Genomic DNA, 23,299 nt, shown 5'->3' with positions numbered 1-23,299 from the left:
ATTCAATAGTCAGCAAGCAAGATCGAAGCAATTGACTCAATGAACACAACGTTGAACACCATGTCCGTTCCAATGAGTGCTCCTTTGAGCAACAACACTCAAACAATCAGCAACGCCGTCACCTTCGCCGGTGTGGTGTTGTTGCACTTGCTGGGTTTAGTTTGGGCCGCGCAACAACTCAGCGTCAGTGAACCAGTCATTACGCCACCCAGCGTGGTGGGTGTATTGGTGGCGCCTGAACCAGAGCCTGCACCACCGCCACCCAAGCCTGTACCACCTCCGCCCAAGCCGGAACCAAAACCCGTACCCACACCAAAGCCTGTCGCCAAACCGACGCCCAAGCCAACACCAAAGCCTGAGCCCGTGCGTGAAGTGGCGCAGGAACCGGTACAGCAAGCGGCCCCAACTCCACCTGCGCCGCCATCTGCGCCCGTTCAACAGGCCACGCCAGCACCCGAGGCGCCAGCACCTGTAACGCCGCCACGCACGGACGCCGCGCACCTGAACAACCCGGCGCCGCAATACCCGGCACTGTCACGCCGATTGGGCGAGCAAGGGCGGGTGATGCTGGATGTGTACATTCTCCCTGACGGTAGTGTGGGTGAAATCAAACTGAACCGGTCAAGCGGATTTCCGCGACTGGACAACGCAGCCCTTCAGGCTGTGAAAACCTGGAAGTACGTGCCTGCCAAACGTGGCGACAAGCCAATTCCGTTTTGGTACGTGCAACCGGTTTCTTTTGTATTGAATAACTGAGAACATTGAATTTAAGCGAGGTTTATTGAAATGGAAAACAACCCTTACGGTATGGCCGCGATGTGGGCCCAAGGTGACTGGGTCATCAAAAGCGTGGCACTGCTTCTGTTGATCATGTCGATCGCGTCCTGGTACGTCATCATCACCCGCAGTATTCGCCTGTATCGCCTGCGCAAGAATGTGGGCACCGTGGACAAGTTCTGGCACACCCACAGCTTTGCCGAAGGTCTTCAGGTTTTGGGAAAGGACACCGGCAACCCGTTTCACCACATGGCCATTGAAGGCCAAGCCGCAGTAAACCATCACAGCACGAACAAAGACGACCTGCACGGGCAAATCAGCCTGGCCGACTGGCTCAGCGAAGCGCTGCGCGGCGCCATGGATGAAGCAGCCGAAAAGCTGCAATCCGGTCTGTCTATTTTGGCTTCCGTGGGTTCCACAGCCCCGTTTGTTGGCCTGTTCGGTACGGTGTGGGGCATTTACCATGCGCTCGTGGCCATTGGTGTGTCCGGCCAGGCCAGCATCGACAAAGTGGCTGGCCCCGTGGGCGAGGCCCTGATCATGACTGCATTCGGCCTTGCCGTGGCCATTCCAGCGGTGCTGGGCTACAACGCACTGACCCGGGCCAACAAAGGCTTGCTGAGCAAGTTGAACCGATTTGCGCGCCAGTTGCATGCCTACTTCCTGACCGGGTCACCCATGCAAAAAGACTCTGCCGTACGCACCATGCCCTTGAAAAAGGAGGCGTAAGCCATGTCGTTCAATTCTTACGACGATCAGCAAGAGATGAGTGAAATCAACATGACGCCGCTGGTGGACGTAATGTTGGTGCTGCTGATTATTTTCATCATCACCGTGCCGGTGATTACGCATTCGGTGAAAGTTGATTTGCCGCAGGCCAGCCAGCAACCCACGGAGGTGAAACCCGATGTGGTCACACTCACCGTGCAACGCGACGGCAGCCTGATGTGGAATGACGAGGCACTGACTTTTGAAAACCTGGAGCTTCGCTTGCAGGCTGTGGCGCAGCAAGAGAAACAGCCTGAGTTGCGCATTCAGGGCGACAAAGCAGTGGAGTACGAAAAAGTGGTGCAAGTGATGGCCGCGGCACAACGCTCGGGCGTCGAGAAACTTGGATTCATGACTGAACCCCAAAACACACCCTGATTCAAATTTGTGGGCAGAGTAAACACACTTTCTTGAAGTCATGCGAAACTGGGCGTTGAAGCGATTATTCAACGCCTTTTTTTATTGCCATAGTCATGAACACATCCGCCTTGAACCCCGGTTATCTTTCCCGCAGTGTCGGCCCTGTTCACATCAATCTGGATCGGCAACTTTACAGCACCAGCCATGTGTTGAACTTTGAAAAAACGCAGGCACATCAGCATTTGTCCACCTTCCTTCGCCGCATGTTCAGTGGCGAGGTGGTCAACGGCACGGAAAACCGGCCTGCAGGCCATTGGGCCTTGCGTGCAGCCAGCAACATGCAGGCCTATCATTCACCAGTTTCGCTGGTGGTGAATGGTCGTGATGAGTTGGCGCTGACCAGGCAAGTGCAACAACACATGGAAAGCTTTGTTGACCAGGTGCGCTCTGGCCGCTATACCACTCCCGACGGAGAACACTACGACAGCGTGTTGCATTTGGGCATTGGTGGATCAGACCTCGGCCCCCGGCTGTTGAATGACGTGTTCAGCAAACTGGATTTGGGCGCAGCACCCGCATTGAAAATTCGGTTTGCCGCCAATGTGGATTTTCATGAAATGAAAGCCGCACTGGCGGCCCTGAACCCGAAAACCACTTTGGTCGTAATTGCCAGCAAATCATTTTCAACCCGTGAAACCTTGCACAACGCACAGCATATTTTCAAGTGGCTGGATGCTGCGGGGCCAGCGTACCGACCCAAGGCGCTGGTGGCCGCGACCTGCAAACCCAACAAAGCCATCGAGTTGGGCGTGGCAGCGGAACGGGTGTTTGAATTCAGTGAAACAGTGGGCGGCAGATATTCACTGTGGGGCCCCGTATCGATTGGTGTGCGCATGGTGCACGGCAACCCGGTGTTCAATGAACTGCTTGAAGGCGCTGCCTTGATGGACGGTCATGTATTACAAAGCAAAGCCAGCCAGTGCATTCCCACACTTCTTGCGCTAAGCGACCTGTACAACCTGGAACACGGTGCCGCCTCGCTGATGTTAAGCCCCTACGATTCCCGCCTGAGCCAACTGGTGCCCTACCTGCAACAACTGTGGATGGAATCGCTGGGCAAAGGCGTGAACAACCAAGGCGAGTTGCTCGACAAGCCCGCCTGCCCGATTTTGTGGGGCGATGTGGGCACCAATGGGCAACATGCTTTTTTCCAGATGCTGCACCAAAGCAAAATTGCCAGTTCGGTTGAATTGATCGCAGTGGTGCAACCCGATCATGATGAAGTCCAGTCGCACCAAGTGTTGCTCTCGCATGCCTTGGCGCAGTCTGAAGCATTCTCGGTGGGTCGTTTAAACTCACCCGAGGAGCTCAACAACACCGCCACCAATTTCAAATCGTGTCCTGGACACCGTCCAGTTCAAATGGTGTTTCTCGATTCGCTGACACCCTACTCGCTTGGCGCACTGTTGTGCCTTTGGGAACACCGCACCGCAGCGTTGGCCGCCATGCAGAACATCAATCCATTTGATCAATGGGGGGTTGAATTGGGCAAAGGCATTGCGGAGCAACTGGAACAGAGCGTACCACCTGGCCACGCCCCTGCAGAGAACCCGGTGACCGCACACCTGATCAACCATTTCCTGAAAAATTCAGCGACATGATGAATTGGCAAGCCCTGCCACTGCCTGCCTGCAGCTTGGCCGAAAGTCCTCGGTATGCGCATGGCGGATGGGCTTGGGTGGACATCAACACGCGCACCCTGTACCGCTTGAATCAAAGCGATGTGCTGAACACAGCATTGGACAACACCACGTTATTGAATACCTTGCATTTGCCCGATGAAATAGGCTGTGTGCTGCCCACAGAGACTAAAAACACTTGGGTGGCACTGGGCAGACAAGGTGGCTGGCTGATTGAGGGCGACACCTGCACCCTGAAATTGAATGCTCCTTACGATTCAAGCAAACATCGTTTCAACGACGGCCGCGCCGACCGAGCCGGCCGAATCTGGATATCCACACTGGTGGATGCCCGCAGCCCGGCCACTGCCGCCCTGTATTGCATTGAGGCGGGACAAGCCAAGCCGAAGATAAACGATTTGATCGTGGGCAATGGTCTTGCCTTTTCGCCCCAGGGGGACTCGGTTTTTCTGAGCGACACACGGCACAAATGCATTTGGCGATTTGATTACGAGCTTGAAACTGGTGCATTGGGCAATCGGCAATTGATCAAACAATATTCCGAAGGAACAGCACGACCCGATGGCGCTTGCTTTTCTGCCGATGGCAGCTACTGGGTTGCCATTCTGGAGGGTTACCGACTGGACCGCTTTAGCGAACGCGGCGAATACATTGAAAGCATTGAGCTGCCCTTGGCCAAGCCCACCATGCCCTGCTTTGGCGGTGCACAGGGAAATGTGTTGCTGGTGTGCTCAGCCCAGGCCGACGAGAAATTTACCAATAAGCCAGGTTTCGAAAACACTAGCCTGATTGCCTGTGAAACAGGCTTCGAAGCATTGTCAGAAAATTTCGCCAATCCGACTTATTTGGTGTAACGGCTATCGATCAGGTTTTTCTTTAAGCGTGCCATGTTTTTCTGAACTGAATCGCCCAGTTGCAAGGCCACTTGCGTGGCCAGCACATCCACCACGCACAGGTGCAACAAACGCGACACCATGGGGCTGTACTGCTCATAGTACTCACCGTGATCGGCTGGAATATGCACCTGCACTGCCTGTGCCAAAGGCGAACCCGACGCCGTAATTGCAATCGTACTTACCCCGGCGGCACGTGCAATTTGCGTGGCATCCAGCAAATCCTGACTGCGGCCCGAATTTGAAATGATGATGAGACAATCGCCCTTGTTCAACATGGATGCAGCCATAATTTGCAAATGCCCATCGGAGTAAGCATGCGCTGTGCAACCCATTCGAAAAAACTTGTGCTCAGCATCTAGCGCCACAAAACCTGAATTGCCCACCCCATAGAAAACAAGCCGGCCTTTTTTGGCAATTGTTTTTGCAAGTAGTTGCGTGGCTTTGTCGATGGGTTTGGCTGGGGCTGTATTTCGGAAAGTGCGCAGAGTGTGAATGGCGTTGTCGAGTACTTTTTGAATCAGGGTTTCACCGTTGTCGCCAGCTTTCACCGACTGGTGAATGAATGGCACACCTGCATTCAAACTGGCGGCTAATTTCAACTTGAAATCACTTAAGCCCTCGTAACCCAGCGAGCGGCAAAACCGCACCACCGACGGGCTACTGACACCTGCACGTTTGGCCAGTTCAGTCACAGGCATTTTTTGAAAACCACTGGGGTCTTTCAACACCAACTGTGCCACTGCCTGTTCAGCACTGGAAAACTGGTCCAGCTCCATGCGGATTCGATCAAGTAAATTCATGCACATGCCGGGTTAAACCCGAAGTAATAAAATTACATTGTACTAGCGAATCACACCACGCGCCTTGAAGTATTGAATCAATACATTGGGCTCAAAGGGTTTGGAATAAAAGGCATCAATGCCTGCTGCCATGGCACGTGCATATTCAGCCAAACGCGAACCCGCAGTAACCGCCACAATTGGAATTTTTACATACTCAACCATGTCCCGAATGTGGCGCGTTGCACTGAACCCATCCATCACCGGCATGTGCAAGTCCATCAAGATTGCGGCAATGTTCACGCTTTTGTCCTGAAGCATTTCAACGGCCACTTGACCATTGCCAGCCACCACCACATGGGCACCCAGTTTGCGAAGTCGAATGGCATTGATTTTCGCCACAGTGGGGTCGTCTTCCACCAGCAAAAGCCGCAAATTACTCAAAGGCAAATCACCCCCTGCACTGTCGGCAGACATCGCTTGTGCGCTGGCACGGCCCATCAACTTAAGTGGCAGTTGAATACTGCTGCATGTGCCTTCGCCCTCCCGGCTTGTCAGTGAAAACTGCCCGCCCATCATTTCAAGATATTTGTTGGTCAGGTAAAAACCCACCCCCATGCCACCGCCCCCACGGGTGCGGCGCACCGATTGATTGGCAAAAGGTTGGCCTATCGATTGAATCAATGAATCGGCCATACCAATTCCATCATCGCTGACCTCAAAGAACAGTTGAGCCTGGGGCTCCGCTTTGAAGGCAATGTGCACCTTGATCTGGTGGGCATCAGAAAACTTCATGGCGTTGTCGATCAAACCATGCATCATTCGACCAATGCGCATTTTGTCGCCCAGCACCAAAGGGTCAAAATCGAATTCCTCACTCAATTGCAGCAAGTGGATTTGACCGGGGTGCGCACGCTGCACAAGTCTCAAGCGGTCCAGCCAAAGCGCGCGCAAGTCAAATTCCTCCTCTTCCAGTTGCAACTCGCCCAACATACTGTCGGCGTAATCCATCAACATTTTTACGCTGCGGGTGACATCAATATTGGCTTTGTCCAGGTCTTGAAACAACTCAGCCTGGTTCTCATCCAGTTGTGTGGCCGACAACTGGTTCAACATTTCAAGAGAATTGTTCAAAGGGGTGCGCAGCTCGTGGCTAACCACATTCAAAAAGTGGTTCTGCTGGCGCACCACTTGCATCAGTTCTTTGGTTTTGTGACGAAGGCGCTCGTTGCCATGCTTGAGTTCATTCAATAACCTGGCTTTGTCAGTCACGTCCACAATGGCCAGAATCACCACAGGCCTTGCACCTTTTCGATTCACATTCAAACCAATTTGTACGGCAATTTCATGGCCCCCTTTGTGATGGGCGGGAAAGTATTTTTGCCCGGTGCCCTGCCCCATCATGCGCCCTGTAGACGACTGCATAAATTCACTGAACAGGCCTGAGTGATCGGTTCTCAAATCTGGCGGCAGCAATATTTCAAAGGGCTGATCCAGCAATTCTGCTACGGAGTAACCGAAAATATCGGCGCAATAGGAATTCAGGGAGAGGATTCTCCCTGTGTGATCAACCTGCATCAGGCCAACAGGGCTGTGCTCCAACACATCGGGAGTTATTTGTTCAGAGTTCAAAGGGAATGGGGTCACTGGATTCGATACAAGCAGTTTGCCCGAGTCCGAAAAAAAACAAGGAGGCATTACCGTGGTAAAGCCCCCTCTGTTCGCTCAATTGATAAATAATTAATTACTGTGAATTAACATTTCTAAAAGCAGGTGCTGACCAACCCTGCCTTGAATTGGCGGGCTTTACTGGCAAGGGTGTTCCTCCGATCAACTTCTCGGTGGCAGTGCCATAACGCAACCAGGTTTGTGTGGGCTGTGTACCTACTCCCGGCTTGGTATAGTCGCACACGCCTTGTGGGAAAATTTCCTTCACCTGGGCCACAAAGGCTGCGGGGTCGGTGATGGACATTACCCCCGCATAGTCGGCTGCATCCACTGGCTTCAATACGCATTTGTTGGTGAGGGTGCGAATATCGTCACCCGCCACTGTGCGCGGTGTGCCAAACCGGGTTTGCACCAAGACATGTTGCAGCTCTGCAATGGGGCCGGTGAGTTGGCCCGACATGCCCGTGGGGTCAAAAGCCGAAAAGTCTAAACCACACACCTGATTGCTGAGCTGATCAAAAATTTGACCCGCCTCGGGAGGTGGCTTCGGAATACTGCTTGAATTGGCCATGGGCAACACAGGGTCTGGATAAAACAGGTTGCCACTGAGCGGAACAAAAGGCCCGTCATCTGCATAAATGCTTTGCGCTGACAAGCATTTGTCGCGGGCTGCGCGCGGTTTGTTGGCCACTACTTTTTCGCGCAGTGGCTTGTTGCTGTCATCAGCCTCAATCTGGCTCAACCAACGATCCATCACCAGCAAGGCCTCGGTGCTGTAGGTGGAGTCACCGGCCAACACCAATTGCCCGAACCAGATGACATGGTTGTCAAAGTGCCCCTGTGTGGCATTCAAACGGGCGCGCATTTGCCAACTGTGGAAAGCATCGTGTGCGATGCCGGGATCGGGGCCCCGCAAGTCGATAATCGGGATATTGCTGAGGTGCTCGGCCGTGTTCACCGCGCCTGTTCTATAGGAATTGGCCAAAGCCAATGGGTCCGCCACGGTGCGGTTGGCCACGCGTTGAATGTCCACATCAAAACCGCCAATATTGCGGTTCAAGTCCAGAAACTGATCGGCTGTGATGGTGCCTTGCTTCAAGGCACCCAAACCGTATTGAACACCCACGTTGTCCAAGGGAATACCACCAAATCCACGTCCGATTTTCTTTTCGTTGGCACTCCACACATCGGGTGTTCTGAAGCCAAACTGGGTGCTCATGTAATCGATCAAACCACAACGCAAACCGCCCGGATTGTTGACTGGATCGTAGGGCGTGGCCGCGCCATTCAAGCCACGACAATTCTGGGCATATGGGTAGGCTTTTGGAAAAAATGCGTTGTCCGACAGCACTGGGTTGATTGGCAAATGCCCATACACGGCACTCCACTGCACGTAAGGCAGGAAGTTGGGAGCAAATTGCGGAAACTGGCGGGAATTGTCTGCTTCATTCACCCCTGGGTAGCGATTGCCGAAATAGGAGTTCAACAGGTTGTAGTCCGCAAACTGAGTGGCTGTGGTCCAGACATCGGGGTATGAACACTGCACGATGATGCCCTGATAAATACCAGGGTAGGCATTGGCAATGTGTTGCTGGGCAATCGCACCACCCGAGCAGCCTGTGCCCATGGTGTAGCGGATTTCGCCATATTGCTCAACAATCCGTTCCTTCACCATCATCAGCGATTCAGCGGCAGTCACCAGATTCACGTTGTGACCCAAATTGGCCAGGGCAGTTGAGGTGGCAATAAAGCCGCGCCCCAAAGCCACTGTAATGCTGTCACCCAGCAAAAACTCCGCACCGTCTGGCGCTGTACCCGAAATGTCACCATTGGGCGGGTTGCCTGGGCCATAAGTTACGCCCACATTGCCACCATGGTGAATCAGTACTTTGCCATTCCACTGCGGCTGAGGCTTCCACGGTTGCCAATCCTCGGCCGGGTTGAACAGTGTGCGGATTTGATAACGATCGCGGTTTTGCACACCCCGTTCAGTGCGAACAATAAAGGGTACAGTCACACCGTTGTCGGTTGTGGTCATCGCAATTTCACTGGCGGGCGGTGGGTTTTCCGGATCGTATGGCAGGAAAGTGGGTGCAAATTCCTGTTCCTGAATATTGGAATTGGTCAGTACGTGTTGCAGCTTGTTGGCAGGCAGATATGAAAAACTGAATACAGCAGGCTGATTGCACTGGGCGTCCATTGCACCCTCGTTGGTGCAGGTCCACGGTTGCACTTGCGGCCCGGAGAACACCGGCCCACCGTTGGGGTGATTGGTGATGGTGGTCACAATTCGGCCTGTGTTTTTCAACACTGCCATGATGCGGTTTTCACCCAAGGCCAAGCCCTGAATGCGACCCATGTAACGGCCATTTTCGCGCAGCGCAAACTGGTCGCTTACATCCACGGAGCCCAGCATCACTTTGACATTCTGCAAATTGGCAGGGTCTTCGGCCGTAATTTCAACCAAGGCATTGCCGTCGCTGATCAAGTCGGCACGATTGGACAAAACGCGAATGCCATCCCCCGGCTCCAGTTCGACCGGCGTCTCTTCGTTGGGGTTGGTGACCGTGGGGCCATCACCCCCAGCCAGAATGCTGGAATCGTTGCCACCCAGGCAACCGGCAAGAAGCGCAAGCGTGCTGAGCGCCAGCGCGGACTGAAGTGTTTTGCTCATTATGTATTGTAAGTTTGAATTGTCTCCAAACCTTCATACTTCAAGCCAACACTTTCAGATTCACCTTGTAAATCAGTTACTTACTTTGTTTCGTACTTTACCTAATCACAGTTGCAGTTTATTACTGTCGGTGTTTTTTCGGCATGATGTGGATTAATCCCAAATCCATTTCCACCACACAGGGCTCGCCCTTTTTCAGGCCCAAACGCTGCGCCCCCGACACAGCCATCTTCAGCGTCTCGAACGGCGCCACATCCAAGGCCAAATCGATCAAGCTGAGTTCACCCAGGTCACGGTGCGCTTGAACATGCACAGGCAACACCACAAAACCCTCTCGCTGCAAATTGTATGCTGCCGGCTTCAAGGCCAGGCCGTCGGCATGCACCACCCAGTTCACCGGGAAACCAGGCGGAATCTTGCCTTTGTCTTTCACCCGAAGCTGATAGCTGTTGGAAAGAGTTGCCTGCTGGGTATCCAGCGCACGGGTCCATTGCAAATGCCCCACGCCGGCTTCCTGGCCAGGCCCAAGCCATGCCCCGTGAAACCGGTTTTGAATGCCCACCAGGTCAGCCACCCTGGAATTGCGGGGTCTTCGGTGCACATCAAAGGCTGGGCCCTCCTGTAGCACCTGACCTTGGTCCAGCACCACCAGTTTGTCGCACAGCATACGGGCTTCATTCAAGTCGTGGGTGACCAGCACAATCGGGATATTCAGGTCGGCCCGCAGTTCGGCCAACAAACGGTACAAGCCTTCACGGTTCATTTGATCCACCGCAGAAAAAGGCTCATCCAGCAACAACAACTGGGGCTGACGCGCCAGGGCGCGGGCCAGCGCGACGCGTTGCTGTTGCCCGCCCGACAATTGTGCCGGTTTGCGCATGGCTTCATCGGAAGTCAGGCGCACGCGCTTGAGCCACTGCACCGCTTCAATAATTTGTTCACCCTTGGGCAAGTGTTGCAAGGCCAGCGCCACGTTGGCAGCAGCGCTTAGGTGAGGCATCAGGGCGTAATTTTGAAAGACCAAACCTACCCGACGCTGCTGGGGTGTTTGGAAAACACCCTTCTGCGTGTCGAGCCACACCTGCCCGCCCACTTCGATGCGACCACTCGCTGGTTTCATCAAGCCCGCCAGTACACGCAATATGGACGATTTGCCCGCCCCCGATGGCCCCACCAAGGCGAGCAATTGCCCGGCCTCGCAAGAAAAATTTGCGCGCAGGGGCATGGGTTTTTGCTGCTCGATGTCGACCAGCAATTCACTTGGCCTGTTCGTAGTGACGCTCATGGCTTGCGCCTTTTTCGGCCAGACAACAACAGCGAAGTGGCCACCGCCACCAGCGAGAACATCAACAGGGCCAGCGACATGGTGTTGGCTGCATTCAAGTCAAAACTTTGCACGCTGTCGTAAATTGAAATGGCCAAGGTTCGGGTTTCGCCAGGAATGCTGCCGCCTATCATCAGCACCACACCAAACTCGCCCAAGGTATGTACAAAGGTCAGCACCATAGCTGACAAAATACCGGGCCAGGCCAAAGGCAATTCCACCTTGGTGAAAATGGCCCAGGTGCTTAAACCACTCACCTGTGCAGCCTCGTTCAAGTTGTGGGGAATGGATTCGAATGCGCGCTGAATGGGTTGCAGCATGAAAGGAATATTGAACAACACGGAAGCGAGCAACAGACCAGCAAAATTGAAAGTGAGCGAAATTCCCCAGGTGTTTTGAAGCCACTGCCCCACAGGCGAACCACCCCCCACCACCACCAACAGGTAGTAACCCATCACCGTGGGTGGCAGCACCAGAGGCAGCAAAATTGCAGCCTCAATCCATGTGCGCCCTTTGAACGCTGTGCGAGCCAACCAGCGCCCCATCCACAAACCCACGGGCAACAACACCAGCAAAGTGCTAAGGGCCAATTGAATGGACAGCGAAAACGCAGACCAATCCATCATCGCCCAAGTACCTCGTCATAGCCGTATTTCTTGAGCACCGCGCGAGCAGGTGCCGTGTTCATGAAATCCGCAAATGCCTTTGCAGCCGGGTTATCGGGGCGAATCAATACCATGCCCTGCACCAAGGGTTGATGCCATTCACGGGGCACAAGGGCATATTGGGTGCGTACGGCCAACTCGGGTGCAAGGGCTAGCGACAACGCCACCAGCCCGGCCTGTGCTGCACCTGATACCACGAACTGCGTAGCCTGCCCTATGTTTTCACCCATCACCAAGCGTGGCTTTACCTTTGCCCACAAATCAGCATGCATCAGCGCTTCTTGCGCACGCATGCCATAAGGTGCCACAGTGGGGTTGGCAATGGCCAGCTTGCTCAAGCGACCGTCCTTCAGCGCAGCGGCCAGGTCTGCCAAAGAGCCATCGGGTTTCAGGCGGGTTTTACGCGGCAGCAACAACACCAAACGCCCCTCAGAATAGGGCAATACCGGCGATGCAGCCAGTTTTTCATCCACCAGCTTTTGGGGAAAAACCATGTCGGCAGACAAAAACACATCAAACGGCGCGCCCTGTTTAATCTGGCTATAAAAGTTGCCCGACGAACCATACGCCACCTTCAAGCTGTGCCCGGTGGCTTTGGTAAATTGGGGGGAAATTTCGTCCAGCGCGTAGCGCAAAGTGGCTGCAGCGGCAACGGTAGCGCTGCCTGCATGGGCTGCGCCCAGGCTGATCAGCAAAACAAAACAGGCCAATGTTTTCAACACAGTGTTTCGCCTACCTATTCAAAATTAAATGCTGCGCTGGTTCACGCGTTTGGACAACTCCTCCGCAGACTCTACACGCTCGGAATAGCGATCAACCAGGTATTGCGCATGCCCGCGCGTCAGCAAGGTGAATTTCATGAGCTCTTCCATCACATCCACCAAGCGGTTGTAATACGGCGAGGGCTTCATGCGGTTGTTCTCATCAAACTCCATGAATGCTTTGGCAATTGAAGATTGGTTGGGAATGGTGATCATGCGCATCCATCGGCCCAACACACGCAACTGGTTCACCACATTAAACGATTGCGAACCACCGCACACCTGCATCACAGCCAGGGTTTTGCCCTGAGTGGGCCGCTTGGCGCCACCGGTCAGGGGCAACCAGTCGATTTGTGTTTTCATCACGCCTGTCATGGCACCGTGGCGCTCGGGCGAGCTCCACACCTGGCCCTCCGACCAATCTGCCAACTCACGAAGTTCTTGCACTTTGGGGTGTTGCTCATTCGCCTCATCCACCAAAGGCAAACCTTCCGGGTTAAAAAACCGAACCTCTGCCCCCATCAAGGTTAGCAAGCGCCCAGCTTCCTCGGCTGCCAAACGGCTGAATGAACGCGCACGCAGCGAGCCATACAAAATCAGAATCCGTGGCGGGTGCAACAAGCTGTCGCCCAGCAGGTCACGATAAGGCTGCTTGAAACAGTTGGCATCCAGGTTGGGCAAATCACTCGGGTTCATGACAACACCATTTCCTTCTTGTTTGAATTTGATTAAAACCAGGCCACCGACATTTCAGAAAAATAAATCACCGCCACATAACGCAATGTTTTTCCAATACCGACGAGCACAATAAACAGCCACAGGTTCACTCGCATAATACCGGCGACCAGCGTCAACGGGTCACCTCCAACGGGCATCCAGGCCAACAATAAACTCCAAACCCCGTAGCGCTGAAACCAGGCCTGCATTTTCTCGATTTGCTCAGGCTTGAAGTAAAACCATTTTTTGTGCTGGAAGTGCAAAAGGTAACGCCCCAGCACCCAGTTCACCACCGAACCCAGGGTATTGCCCACTGCGGCCACGGCCAGCAACAAACCAGCGGGTTCACCCGCGCGAATCATGGCAAACAAAACCACTTCGGAATAAAAGGGCAAAATGGTGGCCGCCAAAAAAGCAGAGGCAAACAGCAAAAGATACGACATGGGTTACACGCGGAGGGAAGCTTGCTTGCATAGTTGCACAAGCCATTTGAACAGGCGCCGATGCTGCGGGCGGTACAACAAATATTCCGGATGCCATTGCACACCCAACCAGTGACAGTGCTCTGCGGGTTCAATGGCCTGCACGAATCCATCCAGATCTCGAGCCACGATTCGAATACCCTCACCGAGTTGGTCAATGGCCTGATGATGAAGGCTGTTTATTCGCAACCTGCTGGCACGGGTTACCGAGGCCAAGCAACTGCTGGCCCGCAAGGCGGCGGTTTTACGCGGCAACACCGTGCCCCTGTTCGACGTTAATTTACGCTTTGCGCGAATGTCGATGTGCAAACTGCCACCCAAGCTAACATTGATCAACTGGGTGCCGCGGCAAATTCCCAGCATGGGCAACTGGTGCTTTAAAGCCCAGGCGATATGCGCCTGCTCCAGGGCATCGCGATCAGGGTCGTAATGCGCTTTGGGCGCTTCCTCTTCGCCATACAGGGAGGGGTGAATGTCGTCACCACCACTCACAATCAAGGCATCAATTTTTGAAATCGGCCACGGGTGCCTCACGCTGATGCGCCGGGCTGTGCCGCCGGCCAGCCACACGGCAAACCGGATACTGAACCACGAGGGCGACCACCATTTGGCATTGCCGGTCACACCGACAACAGGTTTTCGTGAATGGTCGCCAGTTGCTGGTGCCAAGGCTCTTCCTTCAAGTTGATCAGGTTTTCGTTGTAATCAGTCCATTGTTCACACATGGACCTTAATGTGACCGGGTCCGCAGCCAAGTGTTCCACCACGCACCAAATATTCCAGCTGTCGGCCAAGCCCCAACCCTGCTTTTCAATCTCGCAGTTGGGCAAGCGGTAATGGAATGTAGGTCGGGCGTTGACGCGTTCATCCTGCACCGCAGCCAGCACCCTCGCTTCATCAATCTGTTTGAACAAAGGCAGCAAATCCATGCCCCGGTTCCGCGTGGGGTTGTATTCCAGGTAATCGTCCATGATTTGTTCCAAGGGTGTATCGGCCGTGTAGGTCATCACCTCATGGATGTACTTTTTGGGATAGGTGTCGATGTAAGGCGTTAAGCGACGCAGTGTGTCCACGTCATGTGCCTTCATCAACCAGTACTGCGACACGCAATAGGCCTGCAAATAGGGCACCAGTGTTTTCGAATCCAGCGCAGGTAATTCGGTATTGATGTGCACGCCAAATGCGTAAAGCAGTGAATCGGACGTACCCAGCGCACCAGCCTGTTGCAAGGCGCTCACCATGTCGTCAAGTATGCCGAGTTGATCAACTGGAACAGGTGGGCAAACAACCTCGAGAGGCACGATCTGACGCGCCAAGTCGGCCATCAATTCCAGCACGGCATCCTCGCTGGCCCCCTGCTCTTCGAGCCGCTTGCGCGCCATGTTTTTGGCAAAGCTCCAGTCCAGTTCGATCTTGAAATCGCCAAATTGTGGGGGCTTCACTTTGCATTCGGCCTGAGTATCTTTGATCACCTCGCCGTTTATAGCCTTTGCGACTGCATTGGCCGCGGTTTGCAAGTCAAGCCCGGCAAATTCCAATTCGAAACCTGCACAGCGTACTTGCCCCTCGGCATTGTTCATCCATGCAGGTTTGGCATAGTGCTTGACCATTCAATTTTCCCTACAAAAAACAAAAGCGGCGGGCTTTTTCAAGCCCACCGCTTTTCAAACGGTTAACAGCCTGTGAGCGCTTACACCACAGTCAACTTTACATCCACATTGTTACGGGTTGCGTTGGAGTAAGGGCACACCTGATGCGCCTTCTCCACCAGCGCATTGGCGGCGGCTTTGTCCATGCCGTCCAGCTTGATACTCATGTCCACAGTGATTGCAAAACCCACACCTTTCGGGTTGCCACCGATCCCCACTGTGGCGGTAATTTCAGGCTCGGAAGGCAAGCTGATTTTTTCCTGTCCAGCCACAAATTTGATTGCGCCGATAAAACAGGCCGAGTAGCCTGCTGCAAACAATTGCTCAGGGTTGGTACCTGGGCCGCCGGCACCACCCAACTCCTTGGGCGTGCTGAGTTGCACTTTCAAGCGCCCGTCGTCGGTGGCTGAGCCGCCTTCACGGCCGCCGGTGGATGTGGCTTTGGTTGAATACACGACTTGCATTGTTTTCTCCTTTGATTAGGTGGATGAAGCAGCAAATAGTTATCGCAGTAACTATTTACAAGAACAATTCAATAAAATTTGCCAGTGATCGGCAAATGTTATCGCAATAACCAATTACGAACAAGCGATCAGGCTTTTAGCAGTCGTTCACGCAAGGCATCCAATTCGCATTTCAATCGATGAATGTCCATGGGTGTCATGCCACATTGTTCAACCACACACGCGTAAACGTCCAGCGCTTTTTCCCGAATCCGCTTGCCTTCTTCAGTGAGGTAAATTTGCAGTTGCCTTTCATCATCGGTACTTCGATTGCGGGTCAACAGGCCTTGTTCAGCCATGCGTTTGATCACTGGCGTCAGTGCGCCTGGCTGTTGGCCCAGCTGACGGGCCACATTGATGAGGCTGACACCGTCCTCTTTCCACAGGATCATCATCACCAGATACTGCGGAAAGGTTAAGCCCAAAGGTTGCAACAGGGGCTTGTAAACCTGGGTGATTGCCAGGGAAGTGGCATACAAAGAGAAACAAAGCTGATTGTCTAGCGCTAAAGGATTCTCGGTTTTCATGTTGTTGGAGTTTTAACCAAACGATTGGGGTGTATCAAGTGTAAACGCTTGAGCGGTTTGAGTCATCCTTGTCTAAGTCAATCCAAGACAATCTTGCATGAATGCAGACAATTCACCTCAAACCGCACCCGTCTGAACCCCGAATTACACGCCTCGTTCCTTAAACCAGTCCAAAGTCAGCTTCCAGGCATACGTGGCGGCCCGTCGGTCGTAAGTGGGGCGGTAATCTGCATGAAAACCATGGTTGACCGCTGGGAATACCACGATTTCAGAGGCACTGTTGCCTTTGCCCAGCTCATTACGCATCTTGTCCACCACCTCATCGGGCACGAAACTATCCTCGCCCGCATACAGACCCAGCACGGGCACCTTCAGGCTTGCGGCCACATCCACCGGGTCAGCGGGTTTGTTCGGTCCTTTTAGACCTGCCAACAAACCGTAGTAAGACACACCCGCTTTCACGGCCGGATTGTGGTTCGCGTAAAGCCATACCGTGCGGCCTCCCCAGCAGTAGCCAACAATACCCAAACGGGCGGTATTGACCTTGCCGCTGGCCTTGGCAAAAGCCACGGTGGAATCAATATCGGTCATCACTTGTGCATCGGGCACCACTGGCACCACTTCCTTCAAGATTGCATCGAGACTCATGTTGGAAACATCCGCTTCGCGGCTGAACAGCGCCGGGGCAATCGCATAGTAGCCTTGCTTGGCCAAGCGTCTGCAAATGTCCTGAATGTATTCGTGAACACCGAAAATTTCCTGAATCACAAGGATGACAGGGAAATTTCCACCTTTGGCTGGCATGGCCCGGTAAGCTGGAATTTGCCCGTCTTTGACCGGTACTTTCACTTCACCGGCAGTGATGCCCTGCGTGTCTGTTTTGATCGCTTGGGCGAACAGAGGCTCAGAGGCCACGGCAAAGCCGCCTGCGAGCGACGTGAGCAAAAAGCCCCTTCGATTGACTGTTGTTTCCCTGATTTTCTCTGCCAAGCCAAATTTCATTTGATCCATGCTAACTACTCCTGTGCTTCCTTGGGATTAAGCTTGATTGCTTATCACGATAACAAACTATCACAAGAGATCGACTGCCTTGGCTATTGAGTACGCTCTTTCCTGCGGATTTTTCACTTTCAATGCCGATTGAAGACCAGGGCTGTAATGCAATCTCAGTAATTCTTTGTAAAAGTCGTATTCGTTTTGAATGCCCAGCGCTGCGCGACGCATTTTTAACTGCGCTTCTTGAAATGCCTTACGATGCTTGGGGTAATAACGCTCGACATGCGACAGGGCAAAGACGTCGGCATACAATTCCTCACGGTGACGACGCCGAACAGGTCCAAAATCAATTTGCTCCCGCATTTGAACGCAATGGCCTGATTCATGCGCGAAAAAAGCCTCGTACACCACCTGCTTGGGCAGCCCTTCGAAAAACTCGAGATATTGCTCAAAGCTGTGCCATGTTTTGTCACGAGTGCTGATAAAAAACGTACAGCGCTTAAGCGGGGCGTTGTACTGAACCAGCAAAGGTGACTGGTGAGGCGTTTCTTTTCCGATCAATTTGAAATCGACGCCATAGCCATACATGCGTCCGTATCCACGGGCCACGCTGCCTGCAATGTGGTCAATCAACTCTGCGTCGTCAAAATCCTCAAAGCCATTGGCCTTCAATGGTTGAGAATAAAACGCCGCTGCGCCGAGCAGGAGCGCGCCAGCGCACCGCCAATGCAATGAACTACCCACCTGTTTGTCCCCTCTGCCTGTGTGGTTTATTTTTTCATCATGGCTTTGAATGCCTCGCAAGGGTCTTCACGGGGATGCGCCGGCACCTGCGCCAGTACATCGAATTGCTTAGAGCCACCCGCTTGCGAATTCTCAATGAAACCATACACGGTTGTTGTTTCTTGTAGCGTAACGGGCAACCATTGCACCACGCCGACATCTTTTTGAACATGGCCGTTGCCGGCAATCAAAACCACATCGCGCTGTTCAGCTTGCTGCTCGATGACCTTGGCCATCCAGACATCTCGGGCCACTTGCGCCGCAATCATCTTCTCGGCCACCTGGGGTGGCAGCATATTGCAATGCCCCTCCACAATGTTTTGCCGGTGCTGTTCGGCCAGTGCCGGTGGCAAAGGTTTGTTTAATTCATAGTGGGCAACCGTGTCAGGGTCCAATGCCGCGCTGTAGCCGCCCTTTACAATGCGGTTTGCGTCCTCGCGCGACACATTGGCCGCCAACAAAGGCAATTGGTAATCAAGCGCCAGCTGAATGATTGGCTCGTGGAGTTCCCACTGCCACTTTTCCGCCCATGGTTTGGAAGTGATGCAAGCTGCTGTTTTGCATTCATCTTGCGCCGTACGCAGCAGGCCTTGGTGTTCGCGGTCAAACTGTTCCATCACAATGGCAGGTCGCCAACCTTGCTTGACCTTGTCAGCAATGATTTCATACCGCGCCTGGTGGGCTTGGGGGTTGTCATGAACCTCACCCATGAGCCACACAGTGGGCGCTGAACGCATGGCAGATTCTGCGGTGTGCTGCATGGAGCAGGCAGTGGTCACCCACACTGCCGACAAGGCAAACAGACTTCGTGTCAAGACTGCCATAGAAGTTATCCCCTGGCCTGCACAGGCACTACAAAATCAAACAAGGCCCGCTTGGGCTGTTTCGCCTTTTGTTCAATCTTCACCAACAAGGCTGGATTGAAGAAACCATCGCGTTGGTTCAGGGGTTGATCTGGAAAATACAATTGTGTGGTCAGCAATGAACTTGCCGGAGGCTGAATTTTGACATGCAAATGGGGGGTTCGCCTGAAACTTGAATTGCCGTAAGCGCCGGGCATGAGTGTTTCAAACCGGTACCAGCCTTGCGCATTGGTGATTTGATGCCCACGCAACTTGAAACCCGTGTTGTCGTAAACACCTTGAGCATCGCAACTCCACAAATCCACTATTGCACCGGCAACGGGTTGGCAGGCGGTGGACAATACCCTGCCCTCGAGCACCAGAATTTCTCCGGGCAAACCGTCGATTAAATTGCTGCGCCTGGGAGTTTGAGGCGTGTAATAAGGCCCCTCAATTTGACGGGGTGTGGGGTTGTCCACGCACTCGGGAGTTTGCGCCAAGGCACGGCGTTGACTAAACATGGGGTCTGCAAGCACAAGGCCCGCGCCGGCCTGAAGAATTTTTCGTCTGAATTTCAGCATGCCACCTCCTACTGCTTTTGGTGCTGAGTGAGTTCACTATAACCAAAAGCAAGGGTGGCTGCACGAAGTTAGCTATTTAGCCAGCTCACGGTTTTCGCCCAGATGGTATTGGGCGATTCCTTGCCGCTCATGATGCCGATATGGCCGCCCGGGCCGATGAAGAATTCGGAGTTCGCCGAACCAACAACCTTGGTAATCGGCTTGCAGCAGGCTACGTTGGCCAGGTTGTCCGATTTGCCTGCAATGCCCAACACCGGGCAAGTGATGTCTTTGAAGTTGGCCACGGCCTTGCCCACTTTGAAGTGGCCGTGCGCTGTTTCATTTTCAAGCCAAATGCTGGCGAACCAGTCGCGCAATGCACCACCAGGATAGGCCTCCAGGCTGTCAATAAATGCAGCTTGGTTGGCATGCTGGGCCACGAACTCACGGTCATGCAACTGTGAAATCAGGTTCCAGTAACCTTTCAGGCTACCCACTGGATCGAGCAATTTAAAGCCGATCACGTTGGCCCAGCCCGGTGTGTACAACAGTTTGGCGGGTACCTTTCTGAAATTGATTCGCGCAGACTTCAACAAGTGTGCCAGGCGCTTGTATTGCTGACCGATGGCGCCATTGGCGTGGCCATCGATGGGCGTTCCATAGGTGACCACTTTGTTGATGTTTTCGTCTTTAAATAAAGCGGTGTAAGCCAAGGCCATGCCACCGCCCATGCTCCAACCCTGCAGATTGAGCTTTTTGGAACCGCTGTGTTCACGCACGGCATTCAGGCACGCGGGCAGAAATTCCTTGATGTAATTCTCAAGAGTTAAACCAGCCTGTTTGCGCGTGGGCTTGCCCCAATCGATCAGGTACACATCAAATCCCTGCGCCATCAGGTAGCGAACAAAACTGCGCTCAGGCAGCAAATCATACACATACATGTTCACGGCCAGGGGTGCGATCAGCACGAGCGGAATTGCGTTGCGCTTTTTGCTCACTGGCAGCGTGTCGTCACCCACGGTGATGCTTTCTTCAGTCAAGGGCAGGTAATGGCGAACGCTGTGAATACCGCTTTGATGAACGATTTCAAACGGCTGCAAACCAGCGCGAACCATGGATTCTGATTTGAACAAACGATCCCAGCCGTTGCTGGACATGCGGCTGATTCGACGAAGGCTGAGTGCAGTGGACATGGCGGCAAACCTGATTGTGAAAATTATGTGTGTCAGATTCTAACAGCGCCGCCAATGAATTGATTGGGGTGCTGTCTCTAAAAAATCCCGCCGAGCTCATTGTGTGGGCAAGCAGAGTCCAAGAAAACGGGAAATATTCCCTGGCGTCAGCGCACGGCTTATTCGAAGATATTTGCATGAAATTCTCACTACGATCATTGATATGGGTTCCCCTGACCTTCTCAATTGGCTTCGCTTTGTCTGCCAGTCTTATTGTGATACAAGCGAGGGATGACATCCGAGAAGAACTGGAATCCGCAACGCATGTCGCGAAAAGCCTGGCACTGCTGATTGAATATGACCGAATCGGTGCGCAAGAGGCGAAAAATCTGCAGTTCAGACACATCCGGATTTCAACGCAGCCACCGCACTTGGTGAATCAAAGCCTCAATGTGAGCATGCCTTCCTGGCTGGCTAACTGGACTTTGGGTGATGTTGGCAGTGATTGGCAAAAGTATTCAATTCACCTCGACCCGGTTCAGATGTGGACTGTGTACGCCACACCGGAGGATGAGCTCGATGAAGTCTGGGAAAGTCTGACTTCGACATTTTTTGTATTTCTTGTCTCCGCACTTTTGTGCATCGCGTTAATTCAGTTTGGGCTCAATGACGTTCTTAAACGAATGCGTCAGTTTAGTCGCGCCATGACAGAAATGCGCGATGGCCACCTTGAAACAAAGCTGCCTGAAACCAGCCCGATTGTGGAACTTCAGGCTATAGCCCGTCAATTCAATGCCACCACACTGACACTCAAGCAAGCCAGAGAAGACAATAAGTCTTTGTCGATTTCACTGATTAACTCTCAAGAACAGGAACGCAGACGCTTGGCAGTGAACTGCACGACAATCTGGGACAGATAATCGCAGGTCTTCGTGCCCGAGTCTATTTACTAAACATTCAAACTCAGTCTGAGATGTCAGCCTCTGGTCTAGAGACCCTGAAATCAGTATCCGACGAACTGGAAGAGGCCCACCGCGTGATCCGGAATCTGATCACCGAGTTAGATCCAATGGATCTACAAACAGTCAACCTGAATGAGGCCTTGAACCAGATTTGCATGAAATGGATGCAAGTCACTTACATTGAATGTGAACTTGAAGCCTCGTGTGAAGTGTCACCAGCGATAACCTTGGTCGCACAAGAAGTAGTACACATCATCCGGATTGTCCAAGAGTCCCTTCACAACATTTACAAACACTCGAATGCAAATAAAGCCACCGTGAGCTTGGTCAACACTCGGGACTACCTCGATTTGAAAATTGAAGACAACGGTGTCTCATCAAAAGAGTTGAAATCCGGTTATGGTCTTCGCTCTATGCAAGTGAGGGCAAAAGAACTTGGAGCACGTCTTCGTATACAAAAACACAGCACGGGCGTGACCGTGCATTTGCACAAAACACACCAGAGAGCACACTCGAATGAATTACTTGATTGTTGATGATCATCCACTAATTCGTCAAAGCTACTCACAAATCATTAATCAGATTTGCAATGGCTTGGCGCAAATCGATCATGCGGACAACGCCCAATCAGCTTGGCTCAAATGGACAGAAATACGACACGAACTGGTCGTACTTGACGTCAATCTCCCCGACATCTCCGGTCTGGATCTGGCAACAAAAATTTTGCGCAGACAACCGGCGACTCGTGTAATGTTTTTCAGCATGCACGATGAGCTTGGCCTGGTGAGTCGTGCCATGAAACTTGGTGCATGCGCTTTCGTCAGCAAATCAGCTGAACCTGAAGAGTTTGCCCGGGCGATTCGGACAATTTCGGAGGGCGAATTCTATGTTGAGCATCGTCTGGCCACCGGACTTGTTTGCTCAAAACACACAGGAAGCAACGCACTCGCCACACTATCAGGTCGTGAGAATGAAATTTTTCTGATGATTGCAAAGGGATATTCATCCAGACAAATCGGCAAACTATTGAATCTCAGTGCAAAAACAGTCGCCAACAACCTTTCTATTATCAAACAGAAGTTGAATGTAGACACCACAGCAGCGATGACTCACCTTGCAGTGAGCCTCCAGTTGATTGAAGTTTACCAACCCACGGGGCAGCCAGTACAACCCTCAAAATTGGCATCCTGAAACGTGGCGTAATGAATTCGGGCCCCTGTTATTGTGCTGCCATCAAAGTCAACCATATTCATTTTGGCTTCCTGCAAATTGGCATTGTTGAAGTTGGAATCCACCAGGCTGCATTTCTCCATCCAGGCTTTCTCGAAACTGGCCATCTGTGCGTTAGCACCGGTAAAGTTGGCCCGATTAACCCTGGCAAACGAAAAATCAGCCGCTATCAGACTCGTGCGTGTGAAGTTTGCTACTTGACCAAAAGCCGCGTAAGCCTGCACGGCATCTAATGTTGCATCGGTAAAATCGGCTCTGCGCAAATTGGCGCGCTTCAAATCAGCCTGGTCAGATTGGCACCAGTCAGGTTGGCTCCTTCAAGATTAGCCCCCCGCAAATCAGCATGCCGCAGGTCCGCTCCCCTTAGGTCCGCACCCGACAAATCGATCGCACTCAATTCCATATTTCGTAAATCCATGCCGGTGAGGTTGGCGTTTTTACAGTGGCTTCCGGGCTGTAGTTCACAGGCTTGAACATTCACAGCAACCATTAGCCCCGCCATTA

Annotated in this window: 27 protein-coding genes; 8 read left to right on the top strand and 19 right to left on the bottom strand. The window is 52.9% G+C overall.

Going from position 1 to position 23,299, the window contains the following annotated elements; all coding sequences use genetic code 11:
* Positions 1-39 precede the first annotated feature (39 nt).
* The 5 genes from BSZ31_RS17685 (at position 40) to BSZ31_RS09000 (ending at position 4,459) form a co-directional block, all read left to right on the top strand.
* Positions 40-756 (top strand): energy transducer TonB, encoded by a 717-nt coding sequence (locus BSZ31_RS17685; protein WP_105028465.1) that lies wholly within the window; start codon positions 40-42, stop codon positions 754-756.
* A gap of 30 nt (positions 757-786) precedes the next feature.
* The gene (locus BSZ31_RS09015; RefSeq protein ID WP_105028464.1) at positions 787-1,506 is read left to right on the top strand and encodes a MotA/TolQ/ExbB proton channel family protein; all 720 of its coding nucleotides are present in this window, start codon (positions 787-789) and stop codon (positions 1,504-1,506) included.
* Positions 1,507-1,509: 3 nt separating this feature from the next.
* A complete protein-coding gene (locus tag BSZ31_RS09010; protein ID WP_105028463.1) occupies positions 1,510-1,923 on the top strand; it encodes a biopolymer transporter ExbD in 414 nt (137 codons plus the stop codon).
* A 95-nt stretch (positions 1,924-2,018) separates the two neighbouring features.
* Entirely contained in the window at positions 2,019-3,566 is a 1,548-nt protein-coding gene (locus BSZ31_RS09005) for a glucose-6-phosphate isomerase (RefSeq protein ID WP_105028462.1), read from the top strand.
* On the top strand, positions 3,563-4,459 hold the full coding sequence (locus tag BSZ31_RS09000; protein WP_105028461.1) for an SMP-30/gluconolactonase/LRE family protein: 897 nt from the start codon (positions 3,563-3,565) through the stop codon (positions 4,457-4,459). The genes BSZ31_RS09005 and BSZ31_RS09000 overlap by 4 nt, the downstream gene beginning before the upstream one ends.
* Here the strand turns inward: BSZ31_RS09000 and BSZ31_RS08995 are convergent.
* The 17 genes from BSZ31_RS08995 to BSZ31_RS08915 all read right to left on the bottom strand — a co-directional run bounded on the left by BSZ31_RS08995 (position 4,447) and on the right by BSZ31_RS08915 (position 20,624).
* Positions 4,447-5,301, bottom strand: a complete 855-nt coding sequence (locus BSZ31_RS08995) for a MurR/RpiR family transcriptional regulator (RefSeq protein WP_105028460.1) — start codon at positions 5,299-5,301, stop codon at positions 4,447-4,449. The genes BSZ31_RS09000 and BSZ31_RS08995 overlap by 13 nt on opposite strands.
* 42 nt (positions 5,302-5,343) lie before the next feature.
* The gene (locus BSZ31_RS08990) at positions 5,344-6,912 is read right to left on the bottom strand and encodes an ATP-binding protein (RefSeq protein WP_168426914.1); all 1,569 of its coding nucleotides are present in this window, start codon (positions 6,910-6,912) and stop codon (positions 5,344-5,346) included.
* Between the two features lie 112 nt (positions 6,913-7,024).
* Complete coding sequence (locus BSZ31_RS08985) at positions 7,025-9,622, bottom strand: DUF6351 family protein (protein ID WP_105028458.1); 2,598 nt, start codon at positions 9,620-9,622, stop codon at positions 7,025-7,027.
* 121 nt (positions 9,623-9,743) lie between these two features.
* On the bottom strand, positions 9,744-10,907 hold the full coding sequence (locus tag BSZ31_RS08980) for an ABC transporter ATP-binding protein (RefSeq protein ID WP_105028457.1): 1,164 nt from the start codon (positions 10,905-10,907) through the stop codon (positions 9,744-9,746).
* Positions 10,904-11,572, bottom strand: coding sequence for a molybdate ABC transporter permease subunit (modB, locus tag BSZ31_RS08975; protein WP_335618486.1), 669 nt, complete (start codon positions 11,570-11,572; stop codon positions 10,904-10,906). Before modB ends, BSZ31_RS08980 begins: the two co-directional genes overlap by 4 nt.
* Positions 11,569-12,333, bottom strand: a complete 765-nt coding sequence (gene modA / locus BSZ31_RS08970; protein WP_105028455.1) for a molybdate ABC transporter substrate-binding protein — start codon at positions 12,331-12,333, stop codon at positions 11,569-11,571. Before modA ends, modB begins: the two co-directional genes overlap by 4 nt.
* A gap of 24 nt (positions 12,334-12,357) precedes the next feature.
* Positions 12,358-13,068, bottom strand: coding sequence for an arsenical resistance protein ArsH (gene arsH, locus BSZ31_RS08965; protein ID WP_105028454.1), 711 nt, complete (start codon positions 13,066-13,068; stop codon positions 12,358-12,360).
* A gap of 32 nt (positions 13,069-13,100) precedes the next feature.
* Complete coding sequence (locus BSZ31_RS08960) at positions 13,101-13,532, bottom strand: YqaA family protein (protein WP_105028453.1); 432 nt, start codon at positions 13,530-13,532, stop codon at positions 13,101-13,103.
* Positions 13,533-13,535: 3 nt separating this feature from the next.
* Positions 13,536-14,240 (bottom strand): gamma-glutamyl-gamma-aminobutyrate hydrolase family protein, encoded by a 705-nt coding sequence (locus BSZ31_RS08955; RefSeq protein ID WP_240605679.1) that lies wholly within the window; start codon positions 14,238-14,240, stop codon positions 13,536-13,538.
* A complete protein-coding gene (locus tag BSZ31_RS08950) occupies positions 14,192-15,181 on the bottom strand; it encodes an amidoligase family protein (RefSeq protein WP_105028452.1) in 990 nt (329 codons plus the stop codon). Before BSZ31_RS08950 ends, BSZ31_RS08955 begins: the two co-directional genes overlap by 49 nt.
* A gap of 80 nt (positions 15,182-15,261) precedes the next feature.
* The gene (locus tag BSZ31_RS08945) at positions 15,262-15,684 is read right to left on the bottom strand and encodes an organic hydroperoxide resistance protein (RefSeq protein ID WP_105028451.1); all 423 of its coding nucleotides are present in this window, start codon (positions 15,682-15,684) and stop codon (positions 15,262-15,264) included.
* Between the two features lie 128 nt (positions 15,685-15,812).
* Positions 15,813-16,250, bottom strand: a complete 438-nt coding sequence (locus BSZ31_RS08940; RefSeq protein ID WP_105028450.1) for a MarR family winged helix-turn-helix transcriptional regulator — start codon at positions 16,248-16,250, stop codon at positions 15,813-15,815.
* Positions 16,251-16,394: 144 nt separating this feature from the next.
* Positions 16,395-17,261 carry a dienelactone hydrolase family protein gene (locus BSZ31_RS08935; protein ID WP_105028449.1) on the bottom strand — a complete coding sequence of 289 codons (867 nt, stop codon included), beginning with the start codon at positions 17,259-17,261 and terminating at the stop codon, positions 16,395-16,397.
* A 60-nt stretch (positions 17,262-17,321) separates the two neighbouring features.
* Positions 17,322-17,990 carry a hypothetical protein gene (locus BSZ31_RS08930; protein ID WP_146106652.1) on the bottom strand — a complete coding sequence of 223 codons (669 nt, stop codon included), beginning with the start codon at positions 17,988-17,990 and terminating at the stop codon, positions 17,322-17,324.
* Positions 17,991-18,016: 26 nt separating this feature from the next.
* A complete protein-coding gene (locus tag BSZ31_RS08925) occupies positions 18,017-18,853 on the bottom strand; it encodes a ChaN family lipoprotein (protein WP_105028447.1) in 837 nt (278 codons plus the stop codon).
* 5 nt (positions 18,854-18,858) lie between these two features.
* Entirely contained in the window at positions 18,859-19,452 is a 594-nt protein-coding gene (locus BSZ31_RS08920) for a hypothetical protein (RefSeq protein WP_105028446.1), read from the bottom strand.
* A 68-nt stretch (positions 19,453-19,520) separates the two neighbouring features.
* Positions 19,521-20,624, bottom strand: coding sequence for an alpha/beta fold hydrolase (locus BSZ31_RS08915; protein WP_105028445.1), 1,104 nt, complete (start codon positions 20,622-20,624; stop codon positions 19,521-19,523).
* Between the two features lie 29 nt (positions 20,625-20,653).
* Between BSZ31_RS08915 and BSZ31_RS08910 the strand changes: the two genes are divergently transcribed.
* From BSZ31_RS08910 to BSZ31_RS08900, 3 genes are read left to right on the top strand one after another with little or no spacing between them, the layout of a single operon-like run.
* On the top strand, positions 20,654-21,523 hold the full coding sequence (locus BSZ31_RS08910; protein WP_146106651.1) for a HAMP domain-containing protein: 870 nt from the start codon (positions 20,654-20,656) through the stop codon (positions 21,521-21,523).
* Positions 21,499-22,101 carry a hypothetical protein gene (locus BSZ31_RS08905; RefSeq protein WP_105028443.1) on the top strand — a complete coding sequence of 201 codons (603 nt, stop codon included), beginning with the start codon at positions 21,499-21,501 and terminating at the stop codon, positions 22,099-22,101. Before BSZ31_RS08910 ends, BSZ31_RS08905 begins: the two co-directional genes overlap by 25 nt.
* Positions 22,082-22,756, top strand: coding sequence for a response regulator transcription factor (locus BSZ31_RS08900; protein WP_105028442.1), 675 nt, complete (start codon positions 22,082-22,084; stop codon positions 22,754-22,756). The genes BSZ31_RS08905 and BSZ31_RS08900 overlap by 20 nt, the downstream gene beginning before the upstream one ends.
* Here BSZ31_RS08900 and BSZ31_RS08895 read toward each other — a convergent pair.
* Complete coding sequence (locus BSZ31_RS08895) at positions 22,708-23,073, bottom strand: pentapeptide repeat-containing protein (RefSeq protein ID WP_105029816.1); 366 nt, start codon at positions 23,071-23,073, stop codon at positions 22,708-22,710. The two genes, BSZ31_RS08900 and BSZ31_RS08895, sit on opposite strands and share 49 nt — an antisense overlap.
* Positions 23,070-23,297: a pentapeptide repeat-containing protein gene (locus BSZ31_RS08890; RefSeq protein ID WP_240605678.1), complete on the bottom strand. Its 228-nt coding sequence runs from the start codon at positions 23,295-23,297 to the stop codon at positions 23,070-23,072. The genes BSZ31_RS08895 and BSZ31_RS08890 overlap by 4 nt, the downstream gene beginning before the upstream one ends.
* Positions 23,298-23,299: the final 2 nt, after the last annotated feature.

Source organism: Limnobacter sp. SAORIC-690, assembly GCF_002954425.1.
GTDB classification, from domain to species: domain Bacteria; phylum Pseudomonadota; class Gammaproteobacteria; order Burkholderiales; family Burkholderiaceae_B; genus Limnobacter; species Limnobacter profundi.
The sequence above is the reverse complement of the archived record's forward strand: the minus strand, read 5'-3'. Positions and strand labels throughout refer to the sequence as shown.